This is a genomic window from Candidatus Methylomirabilota bacterium (assembly GCA_036001065.1).
Taxonomy (GTDB): Bacteria; Methylomirabilota; Methylomirabilia; order Rokubacteriales; family CSP1-6; genus MNEF01.
Map to the genome: position 1 here is coordinate 1 of DASYUQ010000114.1, position 26075 is coordinate 26075.

Genomic DNA, 26075 nt, shown 5'->3' on the forward strand with positions numbered 1-26075 from the left:
GCGGCGGTGCGGCTCGCGCCGGGTCAGATAGTCGTCCGCGCAGGTGATGCCGACGTGAAAGACGATCACGGCCGTCCCTCCTCGGGCGCGTCATTGCATCCATGATAATGTGAACCGAGATGGAACTGCTCGAGCGCTTCCGCGCGCGGTACCCGTTTCCCCTCGACGACTTCCAGGTCGAGGCCTGCCAGGCCATCGCCGGCGGCTCGTCGGTGATCGTCTCGGCGCCGACCGGCGCCGGCAAGACCCTCGTCGCCGAGTTCGCCATCCAGCTGGCGCTGGAGGCGGGCAAGCGCATCGCCTACACGACGCCGCTCAAGGCGCTCTCGAACCAAAAGTTCGCCGACTTCACGCGCGCCTTGGGCGAGGACGTGGTGGGCATCCTGACCGGCGACGTGAAGGTCAACCCGCAGGGCCGGGTGCTGGTCATGACCACCGAGATCCTCCGCAACATGTTCTACGCCGGGGGGCTCAGCGACCTCGGCTGGGTCGTGCTCGACGAGTGCCATTACATGGGCGACGAAGGGCGCGGCACCGTCTGGGAGGAGATCATCGTCAACGCGCCCAAGGACGTTCCCCTCGTCGCGCTCTCGGCGACCGTGGCCAACATCAAGGAGATCGCCGACTGGATCTCCATCGTGCACCGGCCCATCGTGCCCATCTACCATCCGCACCGCCCGGTGCCGCTGTCGTACGCGCTGGCCGATCTCGCCGGAGAGATCCACGAGCTCGACAAGGTGCGGACGGGCCGGGCGCGCGTGGTGGGGGACGAGCGACGGGCCCAGGACGAGCGCGGGCGCTGGTACACCCGGCGGGTCGTCGATCCCACCGTGCTGATCGAGGCACTGGAGGCGCGGGGGTGGCTGCCGGCGATCTACTTCATCTTCAGCCGGGTGGGCTGCGAGCGGGCCATGGAGGACGTGCTCACCGAGGGGCGGGGCCTCCTGTCCCGTGAGCAGCAGCGTCAGGTGACGGCCGCTCTCGACGAGGCGCTGGGGGAAAGCCCGGCCATCGGCGAGTCAGAGCTGAGCCAGCAGGTGCTGCGGGCGCTCCGGCTCGGCGTGGCCGTCCATCACGCCGGGATCCTGCCGAGCCTCAAGCGGCTCATCGAGCGCCTCTTCGAGCGCGGGCTCTGCCGCGTCGTCTTCGCCACCGAGACGATGAGCCTCGGCATCCACATGCCCGCCCGGGCGGTGGTGCTGCAGAGCCTCACCAAGCGAACCGAGCGCGGCTTCCGCTCGCTCTCGCACAACGAGCTGACGCAGATGGCCGGGCGGGCGGGCCGGCGTGGCATCGACGCCGAGGGCCAGTGCGTCATCGCCCTCGACGCGCGCGACGGCGTGGAGGACGTCCTGCGCGTCGTGGACGGCTCGCCCGAGCCCATCGAGAGCCGGTTCAAGCTCGGCTACGGCTCGGTGGCCCTGCTGATCGGGACCGGCGCCGAGCCGGCAGTGTTGCGCCGCCGCATCGAGGCTTCGTTCGGCCAGTACCAGAACCTCAAGCGCATCCGCGAGCTGGAGACCGATCTGCGACGGCTCGAGGCCGCCCTGGCCGAGGCGCGGGGCTTCGCCGCGCCCTGTGGCGACTTCGCCCGCATCGGACGCTACCGCCGCCTCCGCCAGGAGGCCGACCTGCGCCGGCGGGCGGAGGGTCGGGGCACCCGCCGGGGCGAGCGCGGCCTGATCGAGGCCGAGCCGGGTCGCCTGGCCCTGGTGCGGCGTCGCGGTGCCCCCAGCCTCGCGCTCGTGCTCGGCATCCACTCCATCCGCGGTCACCGCGTGCTGGTGGACGCCCTGCTCCCGCACGGCGCCGTCGTCCGCCTGAAGGCGGGCGCCATGAAGCAGATCTTCTGGTCGACGCCGCCGCTGGCCGTCCCGCGCGACCGCGGACGCGATCACCGCCAGCTCGGCTACCTCGCCCAGGAGCTCTCGGCGCTCGACGTCCGCGAACTGATCGAGCGGGAGCGCGCGCACCGGCCCGAGACCGCGCTGGCCAGCGTCGAATGCCATCGCTGCCCCTGGGGCTCGACGACCCGCTGCGATCAGGCCTGGCGCGAGGTCGAGCGGCTGGGGGAACGAGTCGAGCAGCGCCGCCAGGCCCTGGAGGCTTACCGCGGCGCCTACTGGCAGGAATTCTTGAGAGTGGTCGAGGTGCTCGAGCAGTTCGGCGCCGTGCGACAAGGGCGGCTCGAGCCGAAGGGGCGGCTCATCGCCGGGCTCCGCCACGATAACGAGCTGCTCGTCTCCGAGTTCGCCACCCGGGGCATCCTCTCCGACCTGACGCTGGCCGAGGCGGCGGCGGTGTGCTCGGCGTTGACCGAGGAGGCGCGCTCCGGCGAGCCCCTCATCGCGCGGGCCTTTCTCAAGTCGCGGCCCAAGCTCCGCCGCAAGCTCGATCAGGTGGCGGCGGTCGCCGAGGCCGTCGCCGAGGCCCAGCGGCAGCGCCACCTGGGGATGCCCGTGGCGGTGCACCCGGGCTTCATGCCGGCGGTGTTCCGCTGGGCGTCCGGCGACGACGACTGGCCGGGGATCGTCCAGGAGGCGTTCGGCGGCCACGAGGGAGACCTGATCCGCGCCATGCGGCGGCTGCTCGATCTGCTCCGCCAGCTCGGCGAGAGCGCCGAGGTCTCTCCGCCCGCGGCCCGGCTGCTCGTCCAGGCCGCCCGCGTGATCGATCGTGGCATCGTGCTGGAGTCCGCGCTGATCTGATCTGCTATGCTGGGGGCCGTGACGTTCCGGGGTCTCGCGCTCGTCAGCGTCACCCTTGTGCTCGCCGCGTGCGCGGCCCTCCGCCCCCTGGAGCAGCGCACCACCCAGGGGCCCACCGCCCAGGAGTTCTGGATGTACCGGGTGCTGCTCACCAACGGACGCGAGCCGAACTTCGACGAGCGCCGCCACTGGGAGGATCAGATCGACGACCAGATCGGCCGGTATCTGCGCGCGCATCCCGAGGCGGCCAACAGCCTGGATGTTTCGACGTTCCGCTTCTTCCGCCGGGCGTCGGTCGGGATGACCAAGGAGCAGGTCGTCATCCTGCTCGGCTCGCCCGAGGCCGTCACCACGGATCCCGCCGAGATGGAGAAGCTGGCGCGGAAGTACTGGCCGGCCGTCAAGGGGCAAGCGAAGGAGGCCTGGGTCTATCCCCTCGGCTGGCACCTGTACTTCGCGGACTCCCGGCTCGTCGACATCACCCAGTACCTGCCGCGCTGATCACCGGCGGGCGCGGGGATCGGTTGGGGGGCGGCAAGGGCTCGGCGAGGCCGGAGAGTAACTGACAAGGAGGACGAACGGCATGGCGGTACTCGAAGAGAAGGTCATCGCGAGCTGGAAATACAAGAAGGGCGCGCTCGATCCCAAGACGGCGTCGCTCTGCTACCTGGCCGCCAATCTGGCGGTGGGCAACACCCACTGAGCGAAGCGCGACCTGGCAGGCGCCAGGGCAGCGGGAGCGACGGAGGACGAGGTGCGGGAGGCCATCAGCTTCGCCATTCGCGCCAACGCGGCGAAGACGCACGCGGACATCCTCAAGGTGTGGACCGATGGCGGACATTAGGCTGACGGCGGCTTTCTCCACCGTCCCCGGCGGGGAGCAGGAGGACATCAAGCGCGTGATCGTGGAGACAGTCGAGCAGCTCGCCCGCGAGGACGGCGGCTTCAAGGCGGCCAAGCTGGTCTTCACCGAGTCCGACGAGCGGTGCGGGCTCACCGCCGAGTTGGACGGCGTCAAGAAAGAGGGCGTGCCGCTCCAGCTCGATCTCGAGCAGCTCGAGGACGCCAAGACGTCGGCCGGCGCCCGCGCCCAGCTCAAGGAGGCGCTGCGCCTCTACTTCCGCAAGGTGCTGGGGAAGTGACCGACGACGGCGTCCTGCTCTTCGCCTGGCGCGGTTGCCTCTTCCGCGTGACCGACCGCGTCCAGCCGCCTAAGGCCGGCTCGCTCTTCTTCTGCCGCCACCTGCCCGTGCGGGCGGGCGAGCGGATGCTGGAGATCGGCGCCGGCCTCGGGCTGGCCGCGGTGCTGGCGGCGAAGACGGGCGTCCGGGTGGTCGCCACCGACGTGGTGGAGGAGGCGGTGGAAACGATCCGGGTGAACGCGCTCCTCAACGGCGTCACCGTCGACGCCCGGCGGGGTGACTGCTACGCTCCGGTCGCGGGCGAGCGCTTCGATCTGATCTGCACCAACCCGCCGCAGATGCCGACGCCGCCGGGGCGCGAGCGCGACGACCCCACGGCCGCCGCCGACAACGGGGGCGTCGACGGCTGGGAGATCCTGGACCGCGTGATCGAGAGCGCGGGCGACCATCTGGTTCCGCGGGGGCGTCTGGTGTTTTCGATCTTCGCCTTCCTCGGGCGCAAGACGGCCTTTGGGAAGCTCGAGCGCCAGGGCTTCACGCCCTCGCTGCTGGCCAGCGAGGTCCAGGCGTTTCCCCGGATCGGCTACGAGCGGCTCGATCACATCCGCGGCCTCGACGGTGAGGGGGCGCTGCCCCCGGCGGGCGTGCCGGCGACCGTCGAGCGCCTCCTCGTCCAGGGATCACTGGCCTGACCCGGCGGCTGATCGTCAACGCCGACGACTTCGGGGTGACCCGGGGCGTGAGCGCCGGCATCCTGGAAGCCCATCTCCACGGTATCGTGACGAGCACGACGGTGCTGGTGACCGGTGAGCTCGACCGCGCGCTGCTGGCCGCCGCCTGCGCGTCCGGCATGGGCATGGGGCTCCACGTCAATCTCACGCTCGGGCGTCCGCTGACGCGGGCGCGATCGCTGGTGGACGCCGACGGCCGCTTCATCCGCGACCCGCGGCGGGCGGCGGCGCAGGCCGGCGCCCAGGACGTCGAGCGGGAGATCGAGGCCCAGATCGAGAAGTTCCTCGCGCTGACGAAGCGCCCGCCCACCCACCTCGACACGCACCACCACGTCGGCTTCTATTCGCCCGTGGCCGAGACGGTGCTGGCGGCCGCGCGGCGGCTCGGCGCCCGACTGAGGAGCGAGAACGCGTCCGTGCGCGCCCGCGTCCGCAGCGCCGGGCTTCGCACGCCCGACCACTTCTTCGGCGAGTCCGGGCCCGACGCCTACTGGACCATGGCCCGGACTCTGCGCCACCTGGGCGCGCTGCCGCCTGGCGTGTCGGAGTTCATGACGCATCCGGGGCGATTCGACGAGGCGCTGGCCGGGAGCCGCTACGGCCGCCAGCGTGAGATCGAGCTGATCGGACTGGGGACGCCGGCGGCGCGCGCGGCGGCCCACGCCCTGGGCATCACGCTCTGTCACTTCGGTCAGCTCTAGGGCAACGCCGATGAACGTCGCTTCCTGCCGTTCTCGACGATCGACACCCTCAGGACCATGACCAGGGCGCTGCTCGGCGTGGACGTGGGCGGCACGACGACCGCGGCCGGCGTGGTGGCAACCGACGGCGAGGTCTTGATCGAGGAGCGTGCGCCCACGCACCGGGCGGGGCCGGGGACCGCCTGCCAGACGATCGTGGAGCTGACCGAGGCCGTTCGCCGGCGCGCCGGGGACAAGGGGCTCGCCATCGTGGGCATCGGCGTCGGGGTGCCCGGCGTCGTCGACGCCACGGCCGGGCGGATCGGGGACGAAGTGCCGAACGTGCCCGACCTGGCGGGTCAGCCGCTGGCGGCGATTCTCGGCCAGCGCTTCGGGCTGCCGGTCTTCGTGGACAACGATGCGAACGCGCTGGCGCTGGCCGAGCTGACGTTCGGGCTCGGTCGGGGCGCGCTCTCGATGGTCGTGCTCGCCGCCGGTACCGGATTCGGGGGCGGCATCGTCCTGGGCGGCCGGCTGGTGCGGGGCGCGCACTGGTTCGGCGGAGAGTTGGGCCACGCGCCGGTGAAGTTCGACGGCCTCCCGTGCTGGTGCGGGGGGCGCGGCTGCCTGGCCGTCTACGCGAGCGGCCGCGGGATCGCCCAGGCGGCGCGCGAGCGCGCGGCAACCGCGCGGGGGGCCGGGCTGCTCAGGCTGGTGGGAGGTGATCCGCGGGCAATCACGGCGCCGCTGGTCTTCCAGGCGGCGGAAGCTCGGGACCCGATCGCGACCGAGGTGGTGGACGAGGCGTGCCGGGCGCTGGGCGCCATGATCGGCGTGATCGTGAACGGGCTCAACCCCGAGGTCATCGTGATCACGGGCGGCGTGGCCGCCGCCTACGCGCCGCTCGAGAAGAAGGTGCTGGCCGCCGCCGCCGAGCACGCGTTCAAGCGGGCGCTCGCCCAGACGCGCGTGCGCATCGTTCCGGGGGACAAGCGCGTCACCATGCGCGGCGCCGCCGCGCTGGTGCTGTACGAGATGGGAGGGCAGGGGCCATGAGAGCGATCACGTTCCAGGGCCTACTGAAGTCCTGATGGCGACGGCGCCCCCCGAGGAGGGGCGGCACAGCCACAACCCGATCGTCCGGTACTTCAAGCTGCTCGGCCCCGGCCTCGTCACCGGCGCCTCCGACGACGACCCCAGCGGCATCACGACGTACTCGGTGGCCGGCGCGTCGCTCGGCCACGCCATGCTGTGGACGGCGATCGCGACATTCCCCTTGATGGCGGCGATCCAGCTCATCTGCGCCCGCATCGGGCTCGTCTCCGGCCAGGGACTCGCCGGCGCGCTCCGCCATCACTACCCGCGCTCGTTTCTCTATATGGCCTGCATCCTGCTGCTCGTGGCGAACGTGTTCAACATCAGCGCCGACCTGGGGGGCATGGCCGACGCCGCGGAGGTGCTGACGGGAATCCCTGCGCTCCTCTTCGTCCCCGTCTTCGGCCTGTCGATGCTCGGGATCACCGTCTGGACGAGCTACACGACCTTCGCCCGCTATCTCAAGTGGCTCACGGCGGCGCTGTTCGCCTACGTCGCGGCGGCCTTCCTCGCCCATCCCGACTGGACGTCCGCGCTGCTGGCGACCGTCGTTCCCCGGATGAGCTTCGACAGCGCGTCGGTGACGACGCTGGTGGGCATCCTGGGCACGACCATCTCTCCCTATCTCTTCTTCTGGCAGGCCTCCCAGGAGGTGGAGGAGGAGCGGGCCCAGGGGCGCCGGACGCTCGCGCAGCGCCGCGGCGCCACCGAGCACGAGCTTCGCGACGCCCGCCTCGACGTGACGACCGGGATGCTCTTCTCGAACGTCGCCATGTACTTCATCATGCTGGCCACGGCATCGACACTGCATCGCGCGGGGCTCCGCGAGATCGAATCGAGCCGGCAGGCGGCTGAAGCACTGCGGCCGCTGGCGGGCGACGCCGCCTATCTGCTCTATGCCCTCGGTCTCGTCGGCACGGGGCTCCTCGCCGTGCCCGTGCTCGCCGGCTCGGCGTCGTATGCGATTGCGGAGCTCTTTGGCTGGCGCTCGGGCCTCGATCTGCCTCCGCGGCGGGCCCGACGCTTCTATCTGGTGCTGGCGGGCGCGATCGTCGCCGGCATGCTGCTGGACGTGTTCCAGACGAATCCGGTGCGCATGCTGTTCCTCTCGGCCCTCCTCAACGGGCTGCTGGCGCCGCCACTGCTGGTCCTGGTCATGCTCGTCGGTAACAACCGCACCATCATGGGCGAGCACACCAACCCCTTCTGGCTGAACGTCTTCGGGTGGGCCGCAGCGGCGGTCATGACGCTGGGCGCGATCGCCTTCCTGGTGACGTGGCTCGCCAGCGGCGGCGGTTAGCCGGGCTCCGAGCCGTCCTCGGGCAGCGCCGCGTCGAGGATACGGGGCAGGCGGGTGACGGCCGAGAGGCCGTGGATGCCCGCCACCATCTCCCCCTTGAGGTCCACGACGACGGTGTAGGGCGTGCCCTTGAAGCCGAACTGGTTACCGATCGTGAGCCTGAGATCGAGGGCCACCGGGTACGTGACCTTCTGGGCGCGCACGAAGCGACGGGTGTCGGCGACGGTGTCCTGGACGTGCAGCGCCAGGAACTCGACGCCGCGCCGACGGTAGCGCTGGACCAGGCGCCCGAAGGCGGCCGACTCCCTCGCGCAGGGCTTGCAGTAGGAAGCCTGGAAGCGCAGGACGAGGACCTTCTTGCCCAGCAGGTCGCGCGAGTCGATTGTGCGCGCGGAGTCGAGCAGCTTCACCCGGAAGCCGGGCGCCGCCGGCGCGCCGTTGGCGGCGGTGGAGACGAGCGCGAGGAGACCCGCCAGGGCAGCCGGGAGTACGCCGCGCACGCGCGTATAATAAGCCCGGTGAACGACCTGGAGCACGAACTTCGCAAGGTCGTCGCGGGCGATGTCCGCTTCGACCCGGCGTCCCGTCTCCTCTACTCCACGGACGCGTCGATGTACCAGGTCGAGCCGATCGGCGTGGTGATTCCGCGCGATCGCGGCGACGTGCAGGCGACGATCGACGTCGCGAAGAAGAACGGCGTCGCCCTCCTGCCGCGCGGCGGGGGCACGTCGCTCACGGGGCAGACGGTCAACCACGCCCTGGTCCTCGACTTCTCGCCGCACCTGAACCGGGTGGTGGAGGTGAACGCGGAGGAACTGTGGGCGCGCGTGGAGCCGGGCCTGGTCCAGGAGGAGCTGAACCATCACGTCCGCCCGCTGGGGCTCCTCTTCGGACCCGACACGTCCACCTCGAACCGGGCGACGCTGGGCGGGATGATCGGCAACAACTCGGGGGGCTCGCACTCGATCGCCTACGGGCTGACGGTGGATCACGTCCTCGAGGTGACGGCGCTCCTGGCCGACGGCACCCGGGTCGTCTTCGGAGACGTCACGCCCGAGGAGCTTCGCCGCCGGGGCGGGCGGCCCGGCCTCGAGGGGCAGATCTACCGCGAGGTCGCGCGGATCAGGGAGACCTACGCCGACGAGATCCGGGCCCGCTATCCCGCCTACTGGCGCCGGGTCGCCGGCTACAACCTCAACGAGTTGGTCGGAGCGTCCGTGAAGCCCGGCTCCTACGCCGGCGGGGGAAACGGCGCCCAGCGTCCCCTGAGCATGGCGCGGCTGATCGTCGGCTCGGAGGGTACGCTGGTCACCGTGCTCGAGGCCAAGATGCGCCTGGTGCGGCGCCCGCAGGCCACCGCGCTCGACGTCATCCACTACCGCGATCTCCAGGAGGCGCTCGAGTCCTCGCAGTCGATCCTGGAAACCGGCCCCTACGCCGTCGAGTTGACCGACAAGATGATCCTCGACCTGGCCTGGGGCAACCTCGAGCAGTCCCAGCGCATGGGCTTCGTCCAGGGCGATCCGGCGGCCATCCTCATCGTGGAGTACGCCGGGGAGACCGAGGGCGAGGTGCGGGCCCAGGTCGAGGCACTGGAGGCGCGGCGCCAGCGCGAGCGCATGGGCTACGCCTCGCACGTCGCCTACGATCCCGCCGAGCAGGGGTCGATCTGGAAGCTCAGGAAGGCGGGGCTGGGGCTGCTGCTGGGCATGAAGGGCGACCGGAAGCCCATCGCCTTCGTCGAGGACACCGCCGTCGATCCCAAGCACCTGCCCGAGTTCGTCCCGCGCTTCCGGGAGATCTTCGCCAAGTACGACACCGACGGCGCCTACTACGGCCACTGCTCAGTGGGGTGTCTGCACATCCGCCCCGTCATCAACCTCAAGACGGCGCGGGGGCTGGAGCAGGTGCGGGCGATCGCCGACGAGATCACCGCCCTCGTCCTCGAGTTCGGCGGCACCATCTCCAGCGAGCACGGCGACGGGCGGGCCCGCAGCTCCTTCCTCGCGCGCATGTATGGCCCCCGGATCATGCAGGCCTTCCGGGAGGTCAAGGCCGCCTTCGATCCCGACAACCGCATGAACCCCGGCAACATCGTGGCCTCGCCCGGGATCACCGAGCACCTCCGCTACGGGCCGCAGTACGCGACGCGGGAGCCGGCGACGCTGCTCGATTTCTCGGCGCAGGGGGGCTTGGCGGCGGCCGTGGAGATGTGCAACGGCGTGGGCGTCTGCCGCAAGACGCTGGAGGGCACGATGTGCCCCTCCTACATGGCCACCAGGGACGAGGAGCACTCGACGCGCGGCCGCGCCAACGCCCTGCGCGCCGTGCTCTCCGGGCACCTGCCGCCGGCGGAGTTCACGGGCCAGCGGCTCCACGAGATCATGGATCTCTGCCTGGAGTGCAAGGGCTGCAAGGCCGAGTGCCCGTCCAACGTGGACATGGCCAAGCTCAAGTACGAGTTCCTCTACCACTACCACCGCGCCCACGGTCTGCCCCTGCGCAACCGGCTCTTCGGTCACATCGCCCGCCTGAACGCGCTGGGGGCCAGGCTGCCGGCCCTCGTCAACTGGGCCTCGAGTCTCGCGCCCGGTCGCTTCCTGCTGGAGAAGCTGGCGGGCATCGATCGCCGCCGCCCGCTGCCGACGCTGGCGCCGGAGACGTTCACCGCCTGGTTCGCCCGCCATCGCGCGCCCGCCCGGGCGCCGCGCGGCGACGTCGTGCTCTTCCACGACACGTTCGTGACCTACAACGTCCCCGAGATCGGCCGCGCCGCCGTGGAGCTCCTGGAGGCGGCCGGCTATCGGGTGCTCCTGGTCGACCGGAAGTGCTGCGGGCGGCCCCTCATCTCCAAGGGGCTGCTGGACCGGGCGCGCGAGCACGCGGCCTGGAACGTGGCCCGGCTGGCGCCCGAGGTGGCGCGCGGCGCCGCCGTGGTGGGGCTGGAGCCCTCGTGCCTCCTCACGCTGCGGGACGAGTCGGTCGATCTGCTGCGGACCGACGAGGCGCGCGCGGTGGCCCGCCAGAGCTTCCTGCTCGAGGAGTTCCTGCTCCGCGAGCGCCAGCGCGGCCTCCGGCTCGACTTCCGCGCCCCCGGCCGGAAGGCGCTGCTCCATGGCCACTGCCATCAGAAGGCGCTCGTCGGCACCGCGCCCACGGTGGCAGCGCTCCGGTGGGCGGGCTTCGAGGTGAGCGAGGTCGATTCCGGCTGTTGCGGGATGGCCGGATCGTTCGGCTTCGAGCGCGAGCACTACGAGATTTCTATATCGCTCGGCAACCGCCGCCTGGCCCCCGCCGTCACGGCGGCCTCGGCCGACACCGAGATCGTCGCCCCCGGGATGTCCTGCCGCCAGCAGATCGCCCATCTGGCTGGCCGGCGGGCGAAACACCCGGCCGAGGTGCTGCGCGAGGCGCTGGTCGGCTGAGGCGGCCCGGGGCCGGCACCCGCGCCCGAACCGGGTGACTATCGCCCCGTGCTCGTGACGCTCTTCGCCGCCGGCGCGGTTCTGGTCTCCGCGTTCATCAAGGGAGCGATCGGGTTCGGGTTCCCGACCCTGGCCACCCCGCTGCTCACCCTCTTCACCGACGTGAAGACGGCGGTGGTGGTCCTGATCCTGCCCAACATCGTGATGGACGGGGTCCAGTTCGTGCGGCGCGGGGCGCCGCTGGCCACCGTCAGGCGGCTCGCCCTCCTGCTGGTCTTCGGGGCGGCGGGGACGGTGCTGGGCACCCGCCTGCTCGTGACCCTATCGTCCCGGACGGTGATGCTCGTCCTCGGTTGCTTCATCCTGCTCTTCGTCGCGCTCAACGTGATGCGGGTCGCGCTGCGCGTCCCCGCGGGCTGGGAGCCCTGGCTGTCGCCGCCGACGGGGCTGCTGGCGGGGATCATCGGCGGCGTCACCAATGTGCCCGGTACGCCGCTGGTCATCTACTTCTACGCGCTCGGCATGGACAAGCACGAGTTCGTCCGCTCGGTGGCCTTCTCGTTCATCGTCTACAAGCTCGTACAGCTCGGCGCCGTGGCCTATTACGGCCTGCTGACGTGGCCGCTGCTGGGCGTCTCCCTGGCCCTGACGCTCGTGGGCCTGGCGGCCTTCGCGCTCGGCCTCGGGGTGCAGGACCGCCTGGAGCAAGCGACGTTCAACCGCGCGGTCTTGATCTTCCTGGCCGGCCTGGGACTCTGGCTGACCGGGCGGGCGATCCTCTAGTGCCGTTCCAACTATTCGCGCCTAGGAAGGCACCGTGTACGTCGTTCGTGGACAGATTTAGTATCAACAAGTTGGAACGGCACTAGCGCGGCCCGGCCCCGGCGCTGGGTGTGTGTCGGAGTAACACCGTTCGCGCGCGGGCTTCGCCCGCGCAATTCTTCCCCGGGCGAGGTTTGGGAGGGGGCCGCCGAGGCCCCCTCCGACCGAACTAGCCCCGATCCGAAATAAGCTCGCAGGTGAAAGCGGCACATGGCCGCGAACATGGGCGGTGTTCAGGAGATGGTTCGACCGCAGCCAGCGCCTCTATAGGAAGACGTGGGTGCGCACGTACCCACGCTGGCCACGGCCGCTACCGACGCCGCGTTTCCGCACATTCCTCGCCAAAAGAATTTCGGATCGGGGCTAGGCGCCGGCGAGCAGACCGAAGATGCGCCGGACCAGCTCCTCGTGGTCCTCGACGTTGTTTCGGAAGATCCGGAGATCCTTGAACTGGTCGAGGTCGACGGTGCGGAACGGCTCGCCGGGCTTGAGGTCGCCGAACGAAATTGCCTGGAAGCACGAGCGGCCGGGCTCGGGGCGGTCGGTGACGAGGACGAAGTAGAGGGACGGCCACTGGCGGCGGGCGAGCAGGAAGAGCGAGCGCTGGCCCCGCTGATTCTCGACGGAGAGGAACTGGTCGATGGACGGGCGGTACTTCACCTCGACCAGCAGCTCGGGGCCGCTCCCGTTCTCACCGCTGAAGGCGGCGCGAAAGTCGGGGGAGAAATCCTCCCGCCCGAACCGCAGCGGCGTCTGCTGGCAGCGGTACGGCTCGACCTCGTAGCGGGCCCGCCGGAAGATCGACTCGACCAGCGCCGCGGCAATCCGGCTTTTGGCCTCCAGGAGATCCATCCCGCCTCCCCCTGCGACGAAGGCCAGTCTCGGACAGGGACCAATTGAACGCCAGCATCATACGGCGCGCGCTCCGGCCGGTGTTGGAAAATCTTCCCCGTTTCGGGGGTCCGGGGGGAGGGTCGGCCGGGTGGTAGGATGCCCGGCGGGAGGAGCAGGCGATGTCCAATGACACGCGGCAAGGACTGACACGGCGTGACCTGCTCCGGGTAGGGGGCGCCACCTTCGCGCTGGCCCCCGACGCGACGCTGGCGCAGGCTGTCAAGACCGGCACCGAAGGCCTGATCGCCGGCGATTTCCAGGTGAAGATCGGCGACTACTCGATGCCGGTGCTCTTGCGGCGGATCTCCTCGAGCACGGAGACCGGCATGCGCAGGAACGACTCCACCACGGCGGGGTCGAAGTGCGTGCCGGCGCAGCGCTTGATCTCGACCAGGGCGGCCTCGAACGGGATCGCCTTGGAATAGGGCCGGTCGAAGGTCATCGCGTCGAAAGCGTCGACGACGGAGAAGATGCGGGCGCCCAGGGGAATCTCTTCCTCCTGAAGTCCCTGCGGGTAACCGCTGCCGTCCCAGCGCTCGTGGTGGCAGTAGACGATCGGCAGCGCGCCCCGCAGGAAGGGGATCTTCTCGATGAGCCGCTTGCCGATCTCCGGATGACGCCGCATGATCACCCACTCCTCGCGGGTGAGGGGCCCCGGCTTGAGCAGGATGCTGTCGGGGATCCCGATCTTGCCAATGTCGTGCAGGAGGACGCCGTGGGCGAGGTCGGTCAGGTCGTGCTCGGGCATGCCGTGCTCGCGGGCCGTGGCGACCGCGTACCCGTGCACGCGCCGCGAGTGGGCCTCGGTGCCGACATCGCGAGAGTCCAGGGCGGCGCCCAGGGTCTCCAGCGTGGCCCGGTAGGTGTCCTGGAGCTGGCGGTACGCCGATTGTAGATTCCGAGTCGCCTCGTCCACCCGCCGCTCGAGCAGCTTCTGGTACTGCCGCCGCTCGATGAGGAGCTGCCGCCGTTCCAGGGCGCGCTCGGCCGCGATGAGCAGCTCGTCCACGTTGACGGGCTTCATGATGAAGTCGTAGGCGCCGAGCTTCAGGCTGTCGATGGCGGTCTTCACGTCGGGGGCGCCGGTGAGCACCATGACCGCGGCGTCCGGATCCATCTCGCGGATCGCGCCCAGCACGGCGACGCCGTCGAGGCCGGGCATCTTGAGATCCGTGACCGTGAGCGGCGGGTGGGAGGCGCGGAAGATGGCGAGGCCGGCGGCGCCGTCGGCGGCCAGCAGGCACCGATACCCGGCGGCCAGAAAGATCTGGTGGAGGACTTCGCGGACCTGGGTGTCGTCGTCGACGATCAGGACCTGTTTGGCGGCCACGTCAGGTGACTTTCTCCGGCGAGTTCGTCGTTGCCACCTGGTTCTTGCCCGCCCGCTTGGCGGTGTAGAGGGCTTCGTCGGCGACCCGCACCAGGTCCTCGGAGGTCGACACCTCGTCGTCGGGCAGGCTCGCGATCCCGAAGCTCGCGGTGATGGAACGGCCGTGCGAGAAGGGAAAGGTCGAGACGACCTGCCGGATGCGGTCCGCGTAGAGTCGCGCGCCGGCGCGGGAGGTCTCGACCAGGAGCACCACGAACTCGTCGCCGCCGTAACGGGCCACGACGTTGATGCCCCGCGAGTGCTTGACCAGGATCTGCGCGACCTCCCGCAGCGTCTCGTCGCCGACGGCGTGGCCCAGCTCGTCGTTGACCGCCTTGAACCCGTCGAGGTCCATGAGGACCACCGAGACCGGGTGGTTGAAGCGCCGATGGCGTTGCATCTCCTCCTCGAGCCGGATCGAGAAGAAGCGGCGGTTGTACAGCCCGGTCACCTCGTCCTTGAACGAGGTCTCCTTCAGCCGGGTGTTGGTGGACTCCAGCTCCCGGTAGGCGGCGTCCAGCCGGCTGGCGAAGCTGTTGATCTCCGCCGCCTGCTGCTCGATCGTCTCCAGCATCTTGGCGACCGTCTGGATGAGCGTGCCCACGTCGTCCTTGCGGTGCTCGAACTCGCCGATCCGCCCCTCGTCGGCCAGCATCTGCGCCATCCGGGCCACGCTGCGCCCGAGGTCCCAGATCACGTAGCCGCCGGCGATGATCGCGAGCAGAGTGAACAGCAGCAGGGCGTGCAGGCCGAAGAACCGGGCCAGATCGGGGAGGCCCAAATGCGGCAGCACGTAACTGTACGACACATAAGCCAGGACCAGGACGGGCAGCACCGAGGAAAGCGTGAGCGCGACCAACACCTGATGTCTGAGCCGCTGCCCCGCCGACCCTACGTCAGACGCGGCCTTCCCCGGCATATAAAGACGATTATTCTGTTGCCGGCTCACACTGTCAATGTCAGAATTTCACCGGACGATGATCGTCACGCCCGACAAGAAAATCGACTGCATCGGCCTCTTTTGCCCGATGCCGGTGCTGAAGGTCCGTGAAGCGCTGAAGCCGATGGCGGCCGGGCAGTCTCTGGAGATGCTGTCCGACGATCCTGCCTCCGAGGCGGACATGAAGAGCTGGACGGCCCGGACGGGCCACGAGCTGCTGGCGATCGAGAGGGATGGCGCGGTCTTTCGCTTCCTCGTTCGAAAGACCAAGTAGCGGCGCCGCGGCGGGCACCCGGGTCTACCTGGACTATGCCGGGTTCTCGCCCGTGGACCCGCGCGTGGTCGCCGTGATGCGCCCGTTCCTGGAGGGCGGCGTGGGCAATCCCTCCGCGCTGCACTCGCTGGGGCTCGAGGCCCGCGCCTCGCTCGACGGCGCCCGCGCCAAGCTCGCGCGGCTCTTCGGGGGCACGCCGGTGGGCGTGATCTTCACCGCCAGCGCCACCGAGGCCAACAACCTGGCGATCAAGGGCGTGGCCCAGCGCGCGTCAGGGCGCCACGTCGTCACCTCGGCCATCGAACACGTCTCGGTGCTCAATCCCTGCCGTGACCTCGAGAAGCTGGGCTACAGCGTGACCTACGTGGGGGTGGCCGCCGATGGACGGGTGGACCCCGGCACCGTGGAGCGCGCGCTGCGCCGCGACACGGCCGTGGTCTCGATCATGGCCGCCAACGGCGAGATCGGCACCTTCCAGCCGGTCGCCGAGATCGGGCGGCTCACTCGCGCGCGGTCCATCCCGTTTCACGTCGACGCCGTAAACGCCGCGGGCCGGATGGCTCTCTCGGTGGACGAATGCGCGATCGACCTGCTGACCCTCTCCTCGAACGACCTCTACGGGCCGCCCGGTGCCGGCGCGCTCTGGGTGCGTCCGGAGGTGAAGCTGGCGCCGGTCATCCTGGGCGGTGGCCAGGAGCGCGGGTACCGATCGGGGACCGAGAACCTGCCCGCCATCGTGGGCATGGGGGTCGCCGCCGAGCTGGCGCGGGTCGAACGCGCCACCGAGTCCGCGCGGCTCGCCCAGCTCCGCGATCGGCTCCTCGCCGCGTTGCTCGAGCGCATCCCGGGCGCGCGGGCCACCGGCGCGGTCGGCGACCGCCGTCTGCCGCATCACGCCAGCGTCGTCGTGTCGGGGGTGAAGGCCGACAGCGTCCTGCTCGAGCTCGACCTGCGGGGTGTGGCGGCCTCCTCGGGCTCCGCCTGCAACGCCCTAACCGGCGAGCCGTCGCACGTGCTGCGCGCCATCGGGTGCGACCTGCAGGCCGCGGAGGGCTCGCTTTGCTTCACGCTGGGACGGTGGACCACCGCCCCCGAGATCGACGTCACGCTCGAGGTGCTGCCGGCCATCGTCGAGCGTCTCCGTCGCCTGGCCCCCTAGTGCGCCTCCGGCTCACGTCGCCTCACTTCGTTCTCGGGCTCACGCAGGCTCGCCTCGCGCCGCGGCGGCGCTGCGGCTTCGCACTCCCCCGCCGATCCTCACGTACAACCGCGTACGCTCCGGTCGGCTCCTCCCTCGGGCCTCGTGATGCTCGTGATCCGGAGCCGCACAGACTGGACTGCCCTTAGGTGCGCCTGTTCCTGTTCGACGTCGATGGCACCCTGCTCAACGCGCGCGGCGCCGGCCGCCTGGCGTTCGGGCGCGCGCTCGAAGCCGTATACGGGACGGCCGCGCCCGTCGACCGTTACGACTGGCGCGGCAGGACCGATCCGCAGATCGCCTTCGACCTCATGCGGGCGGCGGGGCTGACCGACGGCGAGATTGCCGCGCGGCTGGACACGTTCTTCGAGGCGTACGCGGGCGAGCTGGAGAAGGCGTTGGGCGACGGCGGTCGCGTCGAGGTGATGCCCGGCGCCGAGGAGGTCGTGAGGCGGCTCGGCGCCCGCGAGGACGCGCTGGTCGGGCTGCTCACCGGCAACATCGAGCGCGGCGCCCGCGCCAAGCTCCGGCCGACCGGCCTGCTGCCCTGGTTTCGGGTGGGCGCCTACGGGTCCGACGACGCCGACCGCCGGCGGCTTCCGGCCGTGGCCTGCGCGCGGGCGCGGGCGCTGACCGGTCGCGAGTTCCCCTTCGACCGCGTGACGATCATCGGCGACACGCCGCTGGACGTGGACTGCGCCCGCGCCTGCGGCGCCCGCGCCGTCGTGGTCGCCACCGGCCACCATCCCGCCGCCGAGCTGGCCGCCTGCACGCCCGACCTGCTGTTCACGGACCTCGGCGACGTCGACCGCGTGCTGGGCGCGCTGACGCACGCATGACGCTCATTGCGCTGTGGCTGCACGTGCTGGGCGCCGTGGTCTGGCTGGGGGGGCTCATGTACCAGGCCCACGTGCTCCGGCCCGCCGAGCCGGGGCAGGTGCAAGCCTTCGCGGAGGCGGCGCGACGCGGGCGCCCCGCCGCCTGGGCGGCGCTCGCGCTGGTGGTGTTGACCGGCTTCTACAACGTCACCCGGCTCGGACCGCTCGAGCAGGTGATGCAGAGCCGGGCGGCGCTGGTGCTGGCCGGCAAGTTCGTGCTGGTGCTGGTCGTGATCACGCTGACCGCGCAGCGCGACTTCGCCCAGGTCCCCCGGCTCCGCCGCGCGCTCGGCGGCGCCGAGGACCCCGCGCCGGCGCTGCGGGCGATCGCCTGGCTCGACCGCCTGGCGCTGCTCCTCGGCGCCATCATCGTCTACCTGGGCCTCGCCATCTCCCGCAGCTGACTGCGGGCCCCGGGTGTCTGCCGGTGGCCGTGGCGCCGGGGCGGGGGGGGCGGGGACCCTCGGAGACCCGTGTTTCAGGGCATCATCGAGTAGTTGGCGGCCGCGCCATAGTGACCCGAGTTCCGCACGGTCACCATGCCGACGCCGTAGGCGCGCGCCTTCTCGATGCACCGCCGCATCGCCAGCGTGGAGACGTAGTGGCCGAGCCCCTTCTGGCCGTCGAACAGGCCGGTGGCCATGTCGTCGCGGACGACGGTCGGCTCGGCGTCCATGCCGATGTAGCCGACCTGCCAGAGGTCGTGGTACCGCGGCAGCATGCCGATGCCGTGGGAATCGACGCCACGCAGATCGGTGCGCACCATGAGGTCCGCGGTGATCTCCGCGGCCGGGCGCGGCATCTTCATGGCCCCCAGCGCGTCGACGATGAAGTCACGGAGCCGGGCGGGGGTGACGAGGACGGGAGTGTCAGCCATGGGCGGTCTCCTTGGGCGAAGGTCGCGAGCTCAGAGGCCGGTGATCTTGAGGCCGGCGCTCTTGCGCTGGTAGCGGCGGTTGATGGCGGCGAGCAGGGCGGTGATCCCCTCCAGCGGTCCCGCGTTCGAGAGCGGGCCCACGTCGATGCCCCGGAGCCCCATGGAGGCCCCCAGCTCGGCCACCGTCCGCTTGGCCTCGGCGTCGTCGCCGCAGAGCAGCAGATCGCAGTCGATGGCCTGGTCCGTCTCCGCCAGCTCGTGGGCGGCGATGTGGTGGAAGGCGGCGACCACCTTCGCCTCGGGCAGGAGCTGCTGGGCTTCTTCGGCCGAGGAGCCGACGGCGGGCGGCGTGAACAGGCGCGGGCCGCCGAAGCTGAGGGCGACGACCGTGCTGATGACGACCTTGCCGCGGCAGCCCTCGCGCACCTGGGACAGCGTCGAGGCGAGGCCCAGGGCAGGCAGCGCGACGACGATCACCTGGCCGAGGCCCGCCGCCTCGTCATTGGTGTGGCCGATGATCGCGAGTTTCCGGGTCCGCTCCCGCAGATCGGCGGCCTTGGCGCGGGCGCGCTCGGCGTCGCGGGAGCCGATGATGATGGAGTGGCCGGCGAGCGCCCAGCGCGCCCCCAGCCCCGAGCCTTCCTTGCCGGTGCCGCCGAGGATCGCGATGTTCACGGGCTCACCGGAAGAGATCGCGCGCGGGATCGCGCAGGAGCGGCTTGGATCCCTCCTCGCCCGGCGCCAGCCGGAGCCCGCGGACGATGGCCACCGGAATCCGGTCGAGCTTGCCCATCACCACCTCGGCCGCGCCCGCCAGCTCGTCGGCCAGGGCCAGGATCGTCGCCTGCAGCTCGCGCCCCGCGGGGTCGCGCTCGCCCAGGTAGCTGCGCAGGGGCGCGACGCCGCTGACCCCGATCGCGACGTTGGTCAGGCCCTCGCGCCAGGGCCGGCCGAAGGTGTCGGCGATGATGATGGCGGGTTCGACGCCCGCCCGCTCCCGCACCGCCTCGCGCAGCCGCCGGGCCGAGCGGTCGGGATCCTCGGGCAGGAGCGCCACCCAGTCGCGCTCGACGTTGGATTGGTCGACGCCGGCATTGGCGCAGATCCATCCGTGGTGCGTCTCCGCGATGAGCACGCCCCGGTCCATCCGCACGATGCGGCGGCACTCGCGCAGGATCACCTCCACCAGACGCGCGTCGCGGCCCAGCTGGGCGGCCATCGCGACCGCGGCGGGCGAGGGCGTCACGTCGTCGAGCCTCACCAGCCGGCCCTCGGCCTTGGACACGATCTTCTGGCCGATCACGAGGAGGTCGCCGTCCAGGAGCGGCGTGGCCTGGGCCGCGGCCGCCTCGACGATCAGGCGCCCCAGGTCGTCGCCGGGATGGATCTCGCCGATGCCCTGGACGCCGATGACCTCGAATCGCGGCGGCATCAGGTTATGTCGGAGGGGGCCTCGACGGCCCCCTCCGAGGCCTCCCCCAAAACAGGATTGCGCCGGCCAAGCCGGCGCTCGGGTTCGTCCGACGCCAGACGCGCGGCGATCATCCAGCGGGCGGCGACGCGGCCGCTTTCGGTGGTGATGCCCTCGCGGAGCGGGCTGGGCATCAGGCTAATCGGAGGGGGCCTGGGCGGCCCCCTCCGAGGCCTCCCCCAGAACAGGATTGCGCCGGCCAAGCCGGCGCTCGGGATCGGCCGACGCCAGACGCGCGGCGATCATCCAGCGGGCGGCGAGACGACCGAATTGGGTGGCGATGCCCTCGCGGAGCAGGGTGCACCTCGGTCAGTCGGAGGGGGTCTCGGCAGCCCCCTCCGAGACCTCCCAGAGAACAGGATTGCGCCGGCCAAGCCGGCGCTCGGGTTCGTCCGGCGCCAGACGGGCGGCGATCGGCCAGCGGGCGAGGAGGCGGCCGCTCTCCGTGTGGGCACCTTCGCGGAGCAGGGCGAGCAGGTCGTCGGCGTTGTCGATGTCGAGGCTCAACCCCGGGAGCGACAGCACCCGGGGAGCCAGGCCGCGCCGACGGGCCGCGGCGAGATGATTTTCGAACGAGGGCTCGCCGAACGTGAGCGGCATGGCCGCGGGCGGCGTCAGGGCCACGCCATTCGTGCCCAGCCCCGACCGCGAGGGCACCAGGACTGCGGCCGGCGCGCGCTCGGCGACGAGCGCCCTGAGGGCCTCGATCTCGTCCGCGCTCACGCAGGGAACGTCGCCGGGCACGGTGAGGAATGCGCGCGCCCCGCGCTGCTCCGCCGTCGCCTGGGCCAGCGCGACCGCCGCGGTGTGCCCGCGGTTCTCCGCCTCACTGAGCGCCTCCACCCCGAACTCGCGGGCGATGACCGTCACCCCGGCCTCCCGCGTCACCACCCAGACGCGGTCGAGGCGCGCCGCCGTCAGCACTTTTAGAACATCCCGCAGCATGGCCCGGGCCAGCTCCGCCCGCTCCTCGGGCTCGAGCACGCGCACCAGCCGTTGCTTGGCGTTGACGAGGTCCTTCACGGGCACCGCCGCGACGATCATGCGCCGAGAGTGTCGAGCACGCGACGCGCCAGCGCCACCTCGCGCGCCCGGTCCGTCATGACGATGTCGGCGACGACGGGGGACACGCCCTGGGCGAGCAGCGCGGGCACGCAGGCCTGGTCCCGCGGGTCGATGAGCAGCACGCCCAGCCACGGCGCATACGCGAGGGCGACGCCGATGGGGGAGACGGGCAGCCCCCGGGCTCGCATCAGGTCGCCCGCCGGACCGCTGACGGCCGCGCCGGCAACGATCGGGCTGACGCCGACGACCGGCGCGCGCGTCGCGGCGAGCGCGTCGACGACGCCGGGGACGGCGAGCACCGGTCCCAGGGACGTGACCGGATTCGACGGGCACGCCACGATCAGCTCGGCGTCCGCGATCGCCTCGAGGACGCCGGGCGCCGGCCGGGCCCGCTCCGCCCCTCGGTAGGCCACCTCCAGCACCTCGACGAGCGCCTTCTGGCGCACGAAGTACTCCTGAAAGGTGAGCCAGCCCTCTGGCGTCCGGATCCATGTGCGGACGGGATCGTCGCTCATCGGCAGGATGCGCGCGTGGACGCCCAGGTCCCGCGCGATGTTCGCGGTCACGGTCGACAGCGCCGCGCCTTCGCGGAGGGCCTGGGTGCGGAGCATGTGGGTCGCGAGGTCCTGGTCGCCGAGATTGAACCAGCTATCGGCGCCGAGCCGGGCCATCGCCTCCAGGCACCGGAACGTGTCGCCGGCCAGCCCCCAGCCGCGCTCGACGTCGAGGCGTCCGGCCAGCGCGTAGGTCACGCTGTCGATGTCGGGGGAGACGTGCAGCCCCCAGATCTCGAGGTCATCGCCGGTGTTGCCGATGACGGTGAGATCCCGCGGCCCCACGCAGGCGGCCAGGCCGCGGAGGAGCTTGGCAGCGCCGGTGCCTCCCGCGAGCGCGGCAACCTTCATCCGGATCACCCGCGCGGTGATTCGCGCAGCGTCCAGAGGGCGCTGCCGCCGCGCCAGGCGTAGAGGCCGGCGGCCGCCCGCCCGGCCAGCGGGGCCGGCAGGGTGCCCTCCGGCACCGGGATGAAGCCGAACCGCACCCAGACGCGGTCGAGCCCCTGCGGGCGCGCGAAGAGCGTCTCGGCGCCGAGCGCGGTGGCGTGATCGAGCGCCGCCGCCACCAGCTGGGCGGCGGTCTCCAGCGGCTCGTCGCCTTCGAGCACGACGGGGCCATGGAGAAGCATCACCCGCTCGTGAGCCTCGGCGATCAGCGCGCCCACGAGACGCTCGCCCGGTGCCGCGCCCGGGGCGGCGGCGAACGCCCCCCAGCCCAACGCCACCCGCGTGGTCTGCGGCCACGGCAGCGCGGCGAAATCGAAGAGGGGGCGGGCCATGGCGGCGTCCGGCAGGGGTCGATACCCGACACCCTGCCACACCCGCGGCACCGTCGCTGCGGCCAGTGAAGGGGCCGGAACCACGCCGACCCCGGTGGGAGAAGTCTGCGACTCCAACGCCGGGGCCCGCCGGTCGGCGGGCCGGCGCCGCCCCGGGTTACTTCTTCCCAAGCACCGTGTCCTTCAGGCTCTTCGACAGGCGGAACTTGCACACGCGCTTGGCCGGGATCTTGAGGGGCTCGCCGGTCTGGGGGTTGCGTCCCATCCGCGCCTTGCGGTTCGCCAGGACCAGCTTGCCGAAGCCCGGCAGCACGAACCCGTTCTTCGCCTCCTTGGTCGCGAGCATGACCATCTCGTCGAAGAGCTCCGTGATCTGCTTCTTCGAGAGGTTGGCCTTCTGCGCGAGGTGGGAGAAGGTCGCGGACTTCGTCATCATCTTCGCCACGGGTAGCCTCCTGTTCGTCGGATGAAAATCAGCGCGACGTGAATTATTACCACAGGCCTTGGATTAGGGCTACCGCCGTGTGTAGCGGAACTCGCCCGATGCGATCAGACGACGGTACGAGCCGAAGCGGGCCTCGGCGTCCTCGATGGCGTCCAGGGGGGAAGCCTCGTCGTCGTCCGCCCCGTAGACCCGGACGATGTCGTACATCGTGTCGCGCTGGGCCGGCACCCGGCCCGCGTCGCGCACCAGCCGCTTCAACTCCGCCGGTGGCACGAGCTGGCCGTAGGCGGCGCCGGCCGAGGTCGAGATCGACTCGTTGATCAGCGTTCCGCCGAGGTCATTGGCGCCGGCCCCCAGGAGAACCTGGGCGAGCTTGGGCCCCTCCTTGACCCAGGACGACTGGATGTTGCGGAAGGTCGGCCCCAGCACGAGCCGGGCCAGCGCGTGCATCTTGACCACCTCGACCCCGGTCGCGCCCGGGCGCACGCCCGGCACCAGACGCTTGGCCCACATGGGCGCCTCGGTGTGGATCAGCGACAGCGGCACGAACTCGGTGAAGCCACCGGTGTCCCTCTGGATCGAGCGCAGCAGCGCCATGTGACGCACCCAGTGGGCATGCGTCTCGATGTGACCGTACATGATGGTCGAGGTCGTGCGGATGCCCAGCGCGTGCGCGGTGGTGATGACCTCGATCCACTGCTGGACGGTGATGCGACCGCGCGCGATGACGTCGCGGATCTCCTGGTCCAGGATCTCCGCCGAGGTCCCCGGCAGCGTCCCCAGGCCGGCCGCCTTCAGCTCGGTCAGATACTCGCGGATCGACAGGCCCGAGCGCAGCGAGCCGTACAGAATCTCCTCCGGAGAGAAGGCGTGCAGGTGCATCTGGGGCACCGCCTGCTTGATGGCGCGGCAGAGGTCGATGTAGTAGCGGCCGTCCAGCTTGGGGGGCAGGCCGGCCTGGATGCAGACCTCGGTGGCGCCGAGGTCCCAGGCCTCCTGGGCGCGCCGGACCACCTCCTCCATCGGCAGGAGGTAGCCCTCCTCCTCGCGGTGGTCCCGGCTGAAGGCGCAGAAGGTGCAGTGCTTGATGCAGACGTTCGTGAAGTTTACGTTGCGGTTGACGACGAAGGTGACGACGTCGCCCGCCTGCCGGCGGCGCATCTCGTCGGCGGCCAGCGTGAGCGCGTGCAGATCGCCGCCGCCGGCCGCCGCCAGCGTCAGGCCCTCGTCGACGGAGACCTCGTCGCCGTCCAGCGCGCGGCCGAGGGCGCGGCGCACCGCGGGGGAGGCCCAGTCGAGGGCGGGGCGCAGGCTACCAGCGTCGCCAGTGCTCATGCGACTCCTTGACGAGGCCGTCGGCGTCGATCAGTCTGGCGATCCGCGAGCGGAGCGGCTCGGCGACGAACTCGGGTCGCGTCGCGAACTCGGGATAGACGGCCAGCCGCTCGCGGAGGACGAAGCCGAGGCTCTCGGTCGCGCGCCTGAGCTCGGGGATGAGGGGCCAGGGCGCTTCGGGGTTGATGTGGTCGATCGTGAGGGGCGAGATCCCGCCCCAGTCGTTGAGGCCCGCGGCGAGCAGGCGCGGATAGGCGCCCGGCGACAGGTTGGGCGGGGCCTGGACGTTCACGTCGGGGCCGAGCAGGAGGCGGGCGACGGCCAGCGTGCGCAGCAGGTCCTCGAAGGCGGGCTCGGGCGCGTCCCGCATCGGGATCCGCGGCTTGGCCCGGAAGTTCTGGATGATCACTTCCTGGATGTGGCCGTATCGCTCGTGCAGATCGCGGATCGCCGCCAGCGCGTCGACGCGCTCGCGGGGCGTCTCGCCGATGCCGATCAGGATGCCGGTCGTGAACGGGATCTGCAGCTTGCCCGCCAGCTCGATCGTCTTGAGCCGCCGGGCGGGGACCTTGTCGGGGGCCCGGTCGTGGGCCAGGCCGGGGGCCAGCAGCCGCTCGGAGAGCGTCTCCAGCATGAGGCCCATGCTGGCGTTGACCTCGCGGAGCGCGGCGAGGTCGCGCTCCCCCATGACGCCCGGGTTGGCGTGGGGCAGGAGCGGCGATTGGCGCAGCGTCAGCTCGCACATCGCGCGGAGGTAGCCCAGCGTCGTCCGGTGGCCATGGCGCCGGAGGAAGGCGCGCTGCTCCGGGAAGCGCGCCTCCGGCTTGTCGCCGAGGGAAAACAGGGCCTCCTTCGCGCCCAGCCGGCCGCCCGCCTGCACGAGCGTCACGACCTCCTCCGGAGTCATCGTGTGGGCGCCCGGCTCGCCCGGATCGCGCCGGAAGGTGCAGTAGCCGCAGTAGTCGCGGCAGAGCGTGGTCAGCGGCACGAAGACCTTCTTGGAGAAGGTGACCCGCCGGCCCCGGCCGCGGTCGCGCAGCTCACCCGCGCGGGCCAGCAGGTCTTGGAGACCGTCGAGCGGCACCTCGATCAGCGCGCAGCCTTCGGCGTGGCTGACCATCATCGCCGCCGTCCCGTCAGCTTGGGCCGCACCTCGTGGGCGAAGCGCTCCATGTTCGCGAGCGCGGCCTCCAGGTCCGGCCGGGTGGGATCGAAGACGAGATGGGTGACGCCGACCGCCTGGTAGCGTTCGAGGTCCGCGATGACCTCGGGGGCGGTTCCCTGGAACATCGGTCGATCGCGGGCCGGCGTCTTCTCGCGCTTCGAGCGCACCTCCATCGGCGCCCGGAAGGTCAACGCGATGGCCTTGGGATCGCGCCCGGCCTTCTGGGCGTAGATGTGGAGCTGCTTCACCTTCATCGCGTACTCGTCGGGCGGCAGCAGCGCCGGCGGCCGCAGGCCGATGGGATGCCAGCCGTCGCCGAGCGTGGCCGCGCGCTTCAGCGCGGCGTCCGTGTGACCCCCGATCCAGATGGGGATGCCGCCCGGTTGCACGGGCTTGGGCAGGGCGTGCACCTCCCGGACCTTGTAATATTGGCCCGTGAAGCTGACCGGGTCCGTCGTCCACACCAGACGCATGAGCCGGAGGTACTCGTCGGTGACGCGCCCGCGCTGCTCGAACGGCGGCGCCGCCAGCGCCTCGAACTCCTCCCGGAGCCAGCCCACCCCCGCGCCCAGGATGACGCGCCCCTCGGAGAGGACGTCGATCGTCGCGAGCATCTTCGCCGCGGCCAGGGGGTTGCGATAGGGGATCACGAGCACGCTGGTGCCCAGGCGGATCTTCTTCGTCGCGCGGGCGAGATAGCCGAGCATCGTCAGCGGCTCCAGGTAGTCCTGACGGGAGCCGCCGGGGAACTGTCCCGTCGCCGAGTACGGGTACACCGATCCCGCCGTGGAGGCGGGCAAGACGATGTGATCGGTCACGAAGAGCGAGGCGTAGCGCAGGGATTCGGCTTTCGCCGCGATCTCGAGCACCGCATCGGGTTCGGCGAGCGGGCCGCGACCCGGGAGCGAGAAGCCGAACTCCATGG

General features: G+C 71.2%; 28 protein-coding genes. 13 read left to right on the top strand and 15 right to left on the bottom strand.

Annotated elements, in window-relative coordinates; all coding sequences use genetic code 11:
- Nucleotides 1-119 precede the first annotated feature (119 nt).
- From VGV13_10220 to VGV13_10250, 7 genes are all read left to right on the top strand, one after another.
- Nucleotides 120-2708 carry a DEAD/DEAH box helicase gene (locus VGV13_10220; GenBank protein HEV8641458.1) on the top strand — a complete coding sequence of 863 codons (2589 nt, stop codon included), beginning with the start codon at nt 120-122 and terminating at the stop codon, nt 2706-2708.
- Nucleotides 2709-2726: 18 nt separating this feature from the next.
- The gene (locus VGV13_10225; GenBank protein ID HEV8641459.1) at nt 2727-3209 is read left to right on the top strand and encodes a hypothetical protein; all 483 of its coding nucleotides are present in this window, start codon (nt 2727-2729) and stop codon (nt 3207-3209) included.
- Between the two features lie 329 nt (nt 3210-3538).
- Nucleotides 3539-3850, top strand: coding sequence for a hypothetical protein (locus VGV13_10230; protein HEV8641460.1), 312 nt, complete (start codon nt 3539-3541; stop codon nt 3848-3850).
- Nucleotides 3847-4542 (top strand): HemK2/MTQ2 family protein methyltransferase, encoded by a 696-nt coding sequence (locus VGV13_10235; GenBank protein ID HEV8641461.1) that lies wholly within the window; start codon nt 3847-3849, stop codon nt 4540-4542. Before VGV13_10230 ends, VGV13_10235 begins: the two co-directional genes overlap by 4 nt.
- Before the next feature lie 11 nt (nt 4543-4553).
- Nucleotides 4554-5282 carry a ChbG/HpnK family deacetylase gene (locus VGV13_10240; protein HEV8641462.1) on the top strand — a complete coding sequence of 243 codons (729 nt, stop codon included), beginning with the start codon at nt 4554-4556 and terminating at the stop codon, nt 5280-5282.
- Between the two features lie 57 nt (nt 5283-5339).
- Nucleotides 5340-6317: an ROK family protein gene (locus tag VGV13_10245; protein HEV8641463.1), complete on the top strand. Its 978-nt coding sequence runs from the start codon at nt 5340-5342 to the stop codon at nt 6315-6317.
- 34 nt (nt 6318-6351) lie between these two features.
- On the top strand, nt 6352-7656 hold the full coding sequence (locus VGV13_10250) for a divalent metal cation transporter (protein ID HEV8641464.1): 1305 nt from the start codon (nt 6352-6354) through the stop codon (nt 7654-7656).
- On the opposite strand, the gene VGV13_10255 is transcribed toward VGV13_10250, so the two are convergent.
- Nucleotides 7653-8156, bottom strand: coding sequence for a TlpA disulfide reductase family protein (locus tag VGV13_10255; GenBank protein ID HEV8641465.1), 504 nt, complete (start codon nt 8154-8156; stop codon nt 7653-7655). The two genes, VGV13_10250 and VGV13_10255, sit on opposite strands and share 4 nt — an antisense overlap.
- 18 nt (nt 8157-8174) lie before the next feature.
- On the opposite strand from VGV13_10255, the gene VGV13_10260 reads away from it, so the two are divergent.
- Nucleotides 8175-11081 carry an FAD-linked oxidase C-terminal domain-containing protein gene (locus tag VGV13_10260; protein ID HEV8641466.1) on the top strand — a complete coding sequence of 969 codons (2907 nt, stop codon included), beginning with the start codon at nt 8175-8177 and terminating at the stop codon, nt 11079-11081.
- A 48-nt stretch (nt 11082-11129) separates the two neighbouring features.
- Nucleotides 11130-11864: a sulfite exporter TauE/SafE family protein gene (locus VGV13_10265; protein ID HEV8641467.1), complete on the top strand. Its 735-nt coding sequence runs from the start codon at nt 11130-11132 to the stop codon at nt 11862-11864.
- A 402-nt stretch (nt 11865-12266) separates the two neighbouring features.
- Here the strand turns inward: VGV13_10265 and VGV13_10270 are convergent, their stop codons facing one another.
- From VGV13_10270 to VGV13_10280, 3 genes are all read right to left on the bottom strand, one after another.
- Nucleotides 12267-12755 carry a hypothetical protein gene (locus tag VGV13_10270; GenBank protein HEV8641468.1) on the bottom strand — a complete coding sequence of 163 codons (489 nt, stop codon included), beginning with the start codon at nt 12753-12755 and terminating at the stop codon, nt 12267-12269.
- Nucleotides 12756-13071: 316 nt separating this feature from the next.
- On the bottom strand, nt 13072-14127 hold the full coding sequence (locus tag VGV13_10275; protein HEV8641469.1) for an HD domain-containing phosphohydrolase: 1056 nt from the start codon (nt 14125-14127) through the stop codon (nt 13072-13074).
- Nucleotide 14128: 1 nt separating this feature from the next.
- A complete protein-coding gene (locus tag VGV13_10280; GenBank protein ID HEV8641470.1) occupies nt 14129-15028 on the bottom strand; it encodes a GGDEF domain-containing protein in 900 nt (299 codons plus the stop codon).
- Between the two features lie 115 nt (nt 15029-15143).
- Here VGV13_10280 and VGV13_10285 point away from each other — a divergent pair, with 115 nt between their 5' ends.
- From VGV13_10285 to VGV13_10300, 4 genes are all read left to right on the top strand, one after another.
- Entirely contained in the window at nt 15144-15380 is a 237-nt protein-coding gene (locus VGV13_10285; protein HEV8641471.1) for a sulfurtransferase TusA family protein, read from the top strand.
- Nucleotides 15340-16539, top strand: a complete 1200-nt coding sequence (locus VGV13_10290; protein ID HEV8641472.1) for a cysteine desulfurase family protein — start codon at nt 15340-15342, stop codon at nt 16537-16539. Before VGV13_10285 ends, VGV13_10290 begins: the two co-directional genes overlap by 41 nt.
- Nucleotides 16540-16727: 188 nt before the next feature.
- Nucleotides 16728-17417 carry an HAD family hydrolase gene (locus tag VGV13_10295; protein HEV8641473.1) on the top strand — a complete coding sequence of 230 codons (690 nt, stop codon included), beginning with the start codon at nt 16728-16730 and terminating at the stop codon, nt 17415-17417.
- On the top strand, nt 17414-17860 hold the full coding sequence (locus tag VGV13_10300; protein ID HEV8641474.1) for a CopD family protein: 447 nt from the start codon (nt 17414-17416) through the stop codon (nt 17858-17860). The genes VGV13_10295 and VGV13_10300 overlap by 4 nt, the downstream gene beginning before the upstream one ends.
- A gap of 74 nt (nt 17861-17934) precedes the next feature.
- Here VGV13_10300 and VGV13_10305 read toward each other — a convergent pair whose 3' ends face one another.
- From VGV13_10305 to VGV13_10355, 11 genes are all read right to left on the bottom strand, one after another.
- The gene (locus VGV13_10305) at nt 17935-18333 is read right to left on the bottom strand and encodes an Ldh family oxidoreductase (protein HEV8641475.1); all 399 of its coding nucleotides are present in this window, start codon (nt 18331-18333) and stop codon (nt 17935-17937) included.
- Between the two features lie 30 nt (nt 18334-18363).
- A complete protein-coding gene (npdG, locus tag VGV13_10310) occupies nt 18364-19008 on the bottom strand; it encodes an NADPH-dependent F420 reductase (protein HEV8641476.1) in 645 nt (214 codons plus the stop codon).
- Between the two features lie 4 nt (nt 19009-19012).
- Nucleotides 19013-19765: a coenzyme F420-0:L-glutamate ligase gene (gene cofE / locus VGV13_10315; GenBank protein HEV8641477.1), complete on the bottom strand. Its 753-nt coding sequence runs from the start codon at nt 19763-19765 to the stop codon at nt 19013-19015.
- Nucleotides 19765-19938, bottom strand: coding sequence for a hypothetical protein (locus VGV13_10320; protein ID HEV8641478.1), 174 nt, complete (start codon nt 19936-19938; stop codon nt 19765-19767). Before VGV13_10320 ends, cofE begins: the two co-directional genes overlap by 1 nt.
- Nucleotides 19939-20113: 175 nt before the next feature.
- The gene (gene cofC, locus VGV13_10325; GenBank protein ID HEV8641479.1) at nt 20114-20848 is read right to left on the bottom strand and encodes a 2-phospho-L-lactate guanylyltransferase; all 735 of its coding nucleotides are present in this window, start codon (nt 20846-20848) and stop codon (nt 20114-20116) included.
- Complete coding sequence (cofD, locus tag VGV13_10330) at nt 20845-21774, bottom strand: 2-phospho-L-lactate transferase (protein ID HEV8641480.1); 930 nt, start codon at nt 21772-21774, stop codon at nt 20845-20847. The genes cofC and cofD overlap by 4 nt, the downstream gene beginning before the upstream one ends.
- 5 nt (nt 21775-21779) lie before the next feature.
- A complete protein-coding gene (locus VGV13_10335) occupies nt 21780-22205 on the bottom strand; it encodes a hypothetical protein (protein ID HEV8641481.1) in 426 nt (141 codons plus the stop codon).
- A gap of 157 nt (nt 22206-22362) precedes the next feature.
- Entirely contained in the window at nt 22363-22641 is a 279-nt protein-coding gene (locus VGV13_10340; GenBank protein ID HEV8641482.1) for an HU family DNA-binding protein, read from the bottom strand.
- Nucleotides 22642-22719: 78 nt separating this feature from the next.
- Nucleotides 22720-23985: a 5-amino-6-(D-ribitylamino)uracil--L-tyrosine 4-hydroxyphenyl transferase CofH gene (cofH, locus tag VGV13_10345; GenBank protein HEV8641483.1), complete on the bottom strand. Its 1266-nt coding sequence runs from the start codon at nt 23983-23985 to the stop codon at nt 22720-22722.
- Complete coding sequence (gene cofG / locus VGV13_10350) at nt 23963-25108, bottom strand: 7,8-didemethyl-8-hydroxy-5-deazariboflavin synthase CofG (protein HEV8641484.1); 1146 nt, start codon at nt 25106-25108, stop codon at nt 23963-23965. The genes cofH and cofG overlap by 23 nt, the downstream gene beginning before the upstream one ends.
- Nucleotides 25105-26073, bottom strand: coding sequence for an LLM class F420-dependent oxidoreductase (locus VGV13_10355; GenBank protein HEV8641485.1), 969 nt, complete (start codon nt 26071-26073; stop codon nt 25105-25107). Before VGV13_10355 ends, cofG begins: the two co-directional genes overlap by 4 nt.
- Nucleotides 26074-26075 lie beyond the last annotated feature (2 nt).

Bases quoted from the DNA above. Each gene is read 5' to 3' on its own strand.
- cofH (HEV8641483.1), bottom strand. From the start codon at position 23,985: ATGAGCACTGGCGACGCTGGTAGCCTGCGCCCCGCCCTCGACTGGGCC.
- VGV13_10270 (HEV8641468.1), bottom strand. From the start codon at position 12,755: ATGGATCTCCTGGAGGCCAAAAGCCGGATTGCCGCGGCGCTGGTCGAG.
- VGV13_10245 (HEV8641463.1), top strand. From the start codon at position 5,340: ATGACCAGGGCGCTGCTCGGCGTGGACGTGGGCGGCACGACGACCGCG.
- VGV13_10340 (HEV8641482.1), bottom strand. From the start codon at position 22,641: ATGATGACGAAGTCCGCGACCTTCTCCCACCTCGCGCAGAAGGCCAAC.
- VGV13_10320 (HEV8641478.1), bottom strand. From the start codon at position 19,938: ATGCCCAGCCCGCTCCGCGAGGGCATCACCACCGAAAGCGGCCGCGTC.
- VGV13_10250 (HEV8641464.1), top strand. From the start codon at position 6,352: ATGGCGACGGCGCCCCCCGAGGAGGGGCGGCACAGCCACAACCCGATC.
- VGV13_10300 (HEV8641474.1), top strand. From the start codon at position 17,414: ATGACGCTCATTGCGCTGTGGCTGCACGTGCTGGGCGCCGTGGTCTGG.
- cofD (HEV8641480.1), bottom strand. From the start codon at position 21,774: ATGAAGGTTGCCGCGCTCGCGGGAGGCACCGGCGCTGCCAAGCTCCTC.
- VGV13_10230 (HEV8641460.1), top strand. From the start codon at position 3,539: ATGGCGGACATTAGGCTGACGGCGGCTTTCTCCACCGTCCCCGGCGGG.
- cofG (HEV8641484.1), bottom strand. From the start codon at position 25,108: ATGATGGTCAGCCACGCCGAAGGCTGCGCGCTGATCGAGGTGCCGCTC.
- VGV13_10355 (HEV8641485.1), bottom strand. From the start codon at position 26,073: ATGGAGTTCGGCTTCTCGCTCCCGGGTCGCGGCCCGCTCGCCGAACCC.
- cofC (HEV8641479.1), bottom strand. From the start codon at position 20,848: ATGATCGTCGCGGCGGTGCCCGTGAAGGACCTCGTCAACGCCAAGCAA.
- VGV13_10305 (HEV8641475.1), bottom strand. From the start codon at position 18,333: ATGGCTGACACTCCCGTCCTCGTCACCCCCGCCCGGCTCCGTGACTTC.
- VGV13_10220 (HEV8641458.1), top strand. From the start codon at position 120: ATGGAACTGCTCGAGCGCTTCCGCGCGCGGTACCCGTTTCCCCTCGAC.
- VGV13_10285 (HEV8641471.1), top strand. From the start codon at position 15,144: ATGATCGTCACGCCCGACAAGAAAATCGACTGCATCGGCCTCTTTTGC.
- cofE (HEV8641477.1), bottom strand. From the start codon at position 19,765: ATGCCGCCGCGATTCGAGGTCATCGGCGTCCAGGGCATCGGCGAGATC.
- VGV13_10335 (HEV8641481.1), bottom strand. From the start codon at position 22,205: ATGGCCCGCCCCCTCTTCGATTTCGCCGCGCTGCCGTGGCCGCAGACC.
- VGV13_10290 (HEV8641472.1), top strand. From the start codon at position 15,340: ATGGCGCGGTCTTTCGCTTCCTCGTTCGAAAGACCAAGTAGCGGCGCC.